General features: G+C 72.8%; 5 protein-coding genes. 3 read left to right on the top strand and 2 right to left on the bottom strand.

All coding sequences use genetic code 11. The features are described 5' to 3' along the window. Positions 1 to 638 (bottom strand): SGNH/GDSL hydrolase family protein (locus tag CCN44_RS33115; RefSeq protein ID WP_086701943.1); only part of this gene is annotated, 638 nt, incomplete at its 3' end. A 121-nt stretch (positions 639 to 759) separates the two neighbouring features. Here CCN44_RS33115 and CCN44_RS33110 point away from each other — a divergent pair. Next, positions 760 to 1,740: a TolB-like translocation protein gene (locus CCN44_RS33110; RefSeq protein WP_086701940.1), complete on the top strand. Its 981-nt coding sequence runs from the start codon at positions 760 to 762 to the stop codon at positions 1,738 to 1,740. A 166-nt stretch (positions 1,741 to 1,906) separates the two neighbouring features. Further along, complete coding sequence (locus CCN44_RS33105; RefSeq protein ID WP_086701937.1) at positions 1,907 to 3,478, top strand: alpha/beta hydrolase; 1,572 nt, start codon at positions 1,907 to 1,909, stop codon at positions 3,476 to 3,478. A 67-nt stretch (positions 3,479 to 3,545) separates the two neighbouring features. Here the strand turns inward: CCN44_RS33105 and serC are convergent, their stop codons facing one another. Continuing rightward, positions 3,546 to 4,664, bottom strand: a complete 1,119-nt coding sequence (gene serC / locus CCN44_RS33100) for a phosphoserine transaminase (protein WP_059250510.1) — start codon at positions 4,662 to 4,664, stop codon at positions 3,546 to 3,548. Between the two features lie 156 nt (positions 4,665 to 4,820). On the opposite strand from serC, the gene CCN44_RS33095 reads away from it, so the two are divergent. Beyond that, a partial coding sequence (locus CCN44_RS33095) for an FAD-binding and (Fe-S)-binding domain-containing protein (protein WP_244204006.1) occupies positions 4,821 to 6,974 on the top strand: 2,154 nt, incomplete at its 3' end.

Here is a 6,974-nt window from a genome sequence, read left to right as displayed (position 1 = left end):
CACATCGCCCCCGCGAACGCCCCCGCGATCCGCCGCTCCCCGTCGGCGTTGGGATGGGTGCCGTCGTAGGTGTCGGCGTGGATGTCGTACCCTGCCGGCGGCGAGGCCAGCAGGATCGGCGAGCGCGGCTCGTCCAGGTCGGCGACCGCCTTGGCGAGCAGCACGTTGAACCGGTCGACCTGCTCGGCGAAGTCCGGGTCCGCCGCCGCCCGGATGTTGGGGATCACCGGCAGCAGCACCATCCGGATGCGCGGGTCGGCCTCCCGGGCGCCCGCGACGAAGGCGCGTACGTTCTCCGCCGTCTGCTCGGCGTTGGTGTAGAAGCCGAGGTCGATCAGGCCGAGGGAGACCAGCAGGACGTCGGGGCGGTGGGCGCGCACCGCCTCGCCGATCAGCGGGGCCATGTGCAGCCAGCCCTCGCCCCAGCCCGCCAGGTGGGCGCGCGGGAAGCCGGGTTCGGCGTAGGCGAGGGACGTGGGGGCGTCGGCCTGCTTGTCGTACAGCGTCTCGCGGGGGCCGACGAAGGTGAACGGGCTGCCGTACGACACGCGCAGGTGCTGCCACAGCCGGTAACGCCACGTGTGTTCGCCCGCGCTCCCGATCGTCATGGAGTCCCCCACGGGCATGAACCTGAGCATCCGCTCATGATGAACGATGTCGGTGACGCATGGGGCGGGCAGTGCCTGTGAGGCGGACCACGTCTTGCGGCCCCGGTCACCTTCCCCCCTGAACCCCCGGAGGGAATGGCAGGCTTGGGGCATGCGTCGATCGTTCGCCGTCCTCGCCGGGGTGCTGCTCGCCGGCGCCTGCGCGCTGCCCGCCTCCGCCGCCGCCGGAACCGCCGAGGGGGCGGGGGACCGGGGGTTCACCCTGAAGGACCCGCGGATCACCGAGTCCAGCGGGCTCGCCGCCTCCCGGCAGCACCCCGGCATCTACTGGACCCACAACGACAGCGACGACGGCCCGTACCTCTACGCCGTGGACAGCGCCACCGGCAGGACCGTCGCCCGCATCACGCTGCGCGGCATCGGCTCCCCGCGCGACGTCGAGGCCGTCTCCGTCGGGCCGGACAACGCGCTCTACGTCGGAGACATCGGCGACAACTTCGGCGGCAAGTGGCCGTACGTGTGGATCTACCGGCTGCCCGAGCCGAAGAACCTCACCGACCAGACGGTCACGGCCACGCAGTACGTCGTGAAGTACGCCGACGGTCCGCGCGACGCCGAGTCGCTGCTCGTCCACCCGAAGACCGGGCGCGTGTACATCGTCGACAAGAAGGAGGACGGCGGGCACCTGTACGAGGGCCCGGCCGCCCTCTCCACCTCCGGTGCGAACGTCTTCAAGCCCGTCGCGCCCGTCGACCTGTGGGCCACCGACGCCGCCTTCTCCCCGGACGGCGGACAGCTCGCCGTACGCGGCTACTTCGGCGGCGTCCTCTACGACTGGAACGGCGGCCGGATCAAGCGCAAGGGGCGCCTGGACGTCCCGCTCCAGGGGCAGGGGGAGTCGGTGTCGTACTCCGCCGACGGCACCAAGCTGATGTACGGCAGCGAGGGTGCCGACAGCGCCGTACAGGCGGTCGACGCACCGGGCCGTCCCGCCGCCAAGTCGCCGTCATCGGGCGGCGGTTCCGGCGACGCGGCGGACGGGGGCGGTCGCGGCAGTCTCAAGGTCGGCGCCGTGATCGTCGCGGTCGGCGTGGCGGCCCTGTTCGGGCTGCGCCGCCTGCGCCGCGGCTGAACTCCCGGGCGCGGAGGGAAAAAAGCCCCTTCGGGTTCTCCTCCGTACGTCCATTTCTGCCTCCGCCCTGAGGTGGAGCAAGTCCGCCCCGCAGATGGATCCGTTCCTTGCCGTGGACACGAAATCGTGGTCGTGTCCCGGAACTTGACGGAAAGGAACGGCCATCGTGCGGATAGGACGCTTGGCGCCCTTGCTCGCCGTGGGGGTCACGGCAACACTGGTCCCCGCCCTTGCCCCCACGCAGGCCTCAGCGGCGGAACCGCTGCGGAGGTTCGAGAGCCAGAAGCCCGACTGGCGCAGATGCGACGCGTCGCAGCCCGCCGCGTTCCAGTGCGCGACGATCCAGGTACCGCTCGACTACAGCCGCCCCGACGGCAAGACCATCAAGCTGGCCATCTCCCGCGTGAAGACCAGCGTCCCCGGCAAGCGGCACGGCGCGCTCCTCTTCAACCCCGGCGGTCCGGGCGGCGAGGGCCTGGACATGCCGTTCGTGCTGAAGGACATGCTGCCCAAGAAGGTCCGCGAGCAGTACGACCTCATCGGGTTCGACCCGCGCGGTGTGGGGCGCAGCAGCCCGGTCGGCTGCCGGCTCACGGCGGCGGAGGAGAACAGCGAACGCCCCTACAAGGCCGAGACGTTCAGCCGTGACGTGAAGTGGGCGCGGACCGTCGCCGACAAGTGCCGCACCCGCAACGGCGACAAGCTGCCGTACATCACCACGCGCAACACCGCCCGCGACATGGACGTCATCCGCGCCGTCCTGGGCGAGAAGAAGCTCTCCTACCTGGGGTACTCCTACGGCACGTACCTGGGCGCCGTCTACGCGCAGCTGTTCCCCGAGCGCACCGACCGCTTCGTGCTGGACAGCGCGGTCGACCCGGCGCGGGTGTGGCGCGGCATGATCCAGATCTGGGCCGAGGGCAGCGAGCCGGCGTTCACCCGCTGGACGAAGTGGACCGCGCAGCGCCACCGCACCTACCAGCTCGGCAAGACCCCCTCCCAGGTCCGGAAGACCTTCTGGAACCTCGTCCGCCGTGCCGACCGCACCCCCATCGAGGAGGGCGGCCAGAAGATCACCGGGGACGACATCCGGGCCGGCCTGCGCCAGGCGTTCTTCAGCCCGCAGTACGCGGCCGAGGCGGTCGTCGACCTCAAGAAGGCCGCCGCCGGCCACGGCTCCGGCCGGAGCGGCCTCCTGCCGGGCGGCTCCGACCCGGCCCCGCGCTGGTCCGCCTCGACCGCGGCTTCTTCCGCGGCGCAGCCTCCGGCGGACAACGGCAGCGCGGCCTTCTGGTCCGTGGTCTGCGGCGACACCGCGGCCTGGCCGCGCGACCCGGAGCAGTACCGGCGCGACGCGATCCGGGACAAGGCCAAGTACCCGCTGTACGGCGACTTCGCCTCCAACATCACGCCGTGCGCGTTCTGGGACAAGCCGGCCGAGCCCGTCACCGCGGTCGGCAACAAGGTCCCCCTGCTCGTCGTCCAGAACCAGTGGGACTCCCAGACCCCCCTGGCCAGCGGCATCGGCATGCACCGCGCCCTGAAGGGCTCCCGCATGGTGTACGTCAAGGGCGGCGAGGGCCACGGCGTCTACTCCGGCGACTCCGGCTCCTGCGCCGACCGTGCGGTCAACGCCTACCTGACCACCGGAAAGCTCCCGTCCCGCGACGTCACCTGCAAGCCGCCCGCCGGCGGCCAGGGCCTGGGCGTGAAGCCGTCCCTGACGCCTCGCCTCTGACCTTCTGACATACGAAGGGCGCCCGGTGTTCGCACACCGGGCGCCCTTCGGCGTCGTACTCGGGAGGTCAGAGCTTTTCGATCACGTAGTCCACGCACTTCGTCAGCGCCTCGACGTCCGCCGGGTCGATCGCCGGGAACATCGCGATGCGCAGCTGGTTGCGGCCGAGCTTGCGGTACGGCTCGGTGTCCACGATCCCGTTCGCGCGCAGCACCTTGGCGACGGCGGCGGCGTCGATCTCGTCGGTGAAGTCGATCGTGCCGATGACCTGCGAGCGCTTGGCCGGGTCGGAGACGAACGGGGTGGCGTACTTGGACTCCTCCGCCCAGGTGTACAGGCGGGTCGAGGAGTCCTTGGTGCGGGCCGTGGACCAGGCGAGACCGCCCTGGCCGTTGAGCCACTCCAGCTGCTGGTTCAGCAGGAAGAGGGTGGCGAGCGCCGGGGTGTTGTACGTCTGGTTCTTGCGGGAGTTGTCGATCGCCGTGGGCAGCGAGAAGAACTCCGGGACATGGCGGCCGGAGGCGTGCACGCGCTCGGCGCGCTCGATCGCGGCCGGGGAGAAGACGCCGATCCACAGGCCGCCGTCGGAGGCGAAGGACTTCTGCGGGGCGAAGTAGTAGACGTCCGTCTCGGCGATGTCGACCGGGAGGCCGCCGGCGCCGGAGGTGGCGTCCACCAGGACGAGCGCGCCCTCGTCGGCGCCCGCCACGCGCTGGATCGGCATGGCGACACCGGTGGAGGTCTCGTTGTGGGTGAAGGCGTAGACGTCGACGCCCGCCTCGGCCCGCGCCTCCGGGTGGGTGCCGGGGTCGGCGGAGATGACGGTGGGCTCGGCGAGCCAGGGGGCGAGCTTGGCGGCCTTGGCGAACTTGGAGGAGAACTCGCCGAAGCTCAGGTGCTGCGACTTGTTCTCGATCAGGCCGTGCGTGGCGATGTCCCAGAAGGCGGTGGAGCCGCCGTTGCCGAGGACGACCTCGTAGCCCTCGGGGAGCGAGAACAGCTCGGAGATGCCCTCGCGGACCTTGCCCACCAGGTTCTTCACCGGCGCCTGCCGGTGGGAGGTGCCCAGCAGCGAGGTGCCGGTGGCGGCGAGGGCGTCCAGCGCCTCGGTCCGCACCTTGGAGGGGCCCGCGCCGAAGCGTCCGTCGGCGGGCTTGATGTCAGCGGGAATCTCGATGTCGGCCACGGGACGAGGGTAGCCGGTGGCGTTGGGCCAGGTGGAGCCGTGTCCGTTCGATGAGACGAGATCACCGGGACGTGGACTTGTGAGGTTGTACGACGATCGGTGCGGGGCTGTGGAAAAGTTTCCGTGACTGTCCGTGATCGGATGCATCCTGGACGCATGACAGATCGAGCCGATGCCGCGGCGGCCGGGAAGGCTGCCGAGGGGGCGCAGGACGTGGACGGGGCGGACGCCGCGGGGCTCGCGGACGCGCTGCGCCGGGCCGTGCGGGGCGAGGTCGGATTCGACGCCACCGCCCGGGCGCTGGTCACCATGGACGCCTCCAACTACCGCCGCGTCCCCCTGGGCGTCGTGGCGCCCAGAGACGCCGACGACGTGGCCGCCGTGCTGGAGGTGTGCCGGGCGCGCGGGGTGCCGGTGGTGGCGCGCGGCGGCGGCACGTCCATCGCCGGGCAGGCCACCGGCACCGGCGTGGTGCTGGACTTCACCCGGCACATGACCGGCCTGCTGGAGCTGGACCCGGGCAGCAGGACGGCCGTCGTCCAGCCGGGGCTCGTGCTCGACCGCCTCCAGGAGGCCGCCGCCCCGCACGGACTCCGGTTCGGCCCCGACCCCTCCACCCACAGCAGGTGCACCCTCGGCGGAATGATCGGCAACAACGCGTGCGGTGCCCACTCGGTGGCCTGGGGCACCACCGCGGACAGCGTGCGGGAGCTGTCCGTCGTCACCGCGCGCGGGCAGCGGCTGCGGCTCGGGCAGGGCTGGGCGGGCGCCCCGGAGGGGCTGCGCGAGCTGGCCGAGGGCGAACGTGCCCGGCTGCGCACGGGCTTCCCGGACCTGCCCCGCCGCATCTCGGGGTACGCGCTGGACGCGCTGCTGCCCGAGAAGGGCGCCGACGTCGCCCGCTCCTTCTGCGGCTCCGAGGGCACCCTCGCCATCCTCACCGAGGCCGTGGTCCGCCTGGTCGAGGCGCCCCGCGCGCGTGCCCTGGCCGTGCTGGCGTACGCCGACGAGAGCGCCGCCGCCGAAGCCGCCGCCGGACTGCTGCCGCTGGGGCCGCTCACCGTGGAGGGCATGGCAGCCGACCTGGTGCCGGCCGGGTCCGGGCTGCCCGCGGGCGGCGCCTGGCTGTTCGTGGAGACCGGCGGGGAGACGGCGGCGGGGGCCCGCGCGCGGGCGGAGGAGGTGGTGCGCGCCGCCGACGTCGTGGACGCGCTGGTCGTCACCGACCCGGCGGCCCAGCGGGCCCTGTGGCGCATCCGCGAGGACGCGGCCGGCACGGCCACCCGGATGCCGGACGGCACGGAGGCCTGGCCCGGCTGGGAGGACTGCGCGGTGCCGCCCGCCCGGCTCGGCGCCTATCTGCGCGACTTCCGCGCGCTGCTCGCCGACCACGGACTGCGCGGCACGCCGTACGGCCACTTCGGCGACGGCTGCATCCACGTCCGCATCGACTTCGACCTGCTCACCGGGCCGGGCGTGGCCCGCTTCCGCCGTTTCTCGGAGGAGCTGGCCGACCTGGTCGTGGCGCACGGCGGCTCCCTGTCCGGCGAGCACGGCGACGGCCAGGCCCGCGCGGAACTGCTGCCGCGGATGTACGGCGCGGAGACGGTACGGCTCTTCGAGCGGGCCAAGGCGGTCTGGGACCCCGACGACCTGCTCAACCCCGGGATGCTGGTCCGCCCGGCCCCGCTCGACGCGGATCTCCGCTTCTCCGTCCTGCCGAGCCGCCCGGTCGACGTCACCTTCGGCTACCCGGCGGACGGCGGCGACTTCGCCGCGGCCGTCCGTCGCTGCGTCGGCGTCGCCAAGTGCCGTACGGCCACGGCGGCCGGCCCCGCCGTGATGTGCCCCTCCTACCGGGCCACCGGCGAGGAGCGGCACTCCACGCGCGGCCGGGCCCGGCTGCTGCACGAGATGCTCGCGGGCGAAGTGATCACCGACGGGTGGCGGTCCACGGAGGTCCGGGACGCCCTCGACCTCTGCCTGTCCTGCAAGGGCTGCCGCTCGGACTGCCCCGTCGGCGTGGACATGGCCACCTACAAGGCGGAGTTCCTCCACCATCACTATGCCGGCCGTCGCCGCCCCGCCGCCCACCACACCATGGGCCGTCTGCCGGAGTGGCTCCACTGGACCGCCCGCCTCCGCCTGGCTCCCCTCCTCAACGTCCTCGCCGGCATCGGGCCGCTGGCCCGCGTCGGCAAGCGGCTGGGCGGTGTGGCACCGGAACGGGAGATCCCACGGCTGGCGCACCAGACGTTCACCGGGTGGTGGCGCGGGCGTGGGGGCGCCGGGGGTGCCGGGTCCGCCGGA

This window comes from Streptomyces tricolor (genome assembly GCF_002155905.1).
In the GTDB taxonomy this organism is placed as follows: Bacteria; Actinomycetota; Actinomycetes; order Streptomycetales; family Streptomycetaceae; genus Streptomyces; species Streptomyces tricolor.
This window is presented reverse-complemented; position numbering and strand designations above follow the sequence as displayed.

What these genes read in the sequence shown, in the direction of transcription:
- CCN44_RS33110 (WP_086701940.1), top strand. Translation starts at nt 760, where the DNA reads ATGCGTCGATCGTTCGCCGTCCTCGCCGGGGTGCTGCTCGCCGGCGCC.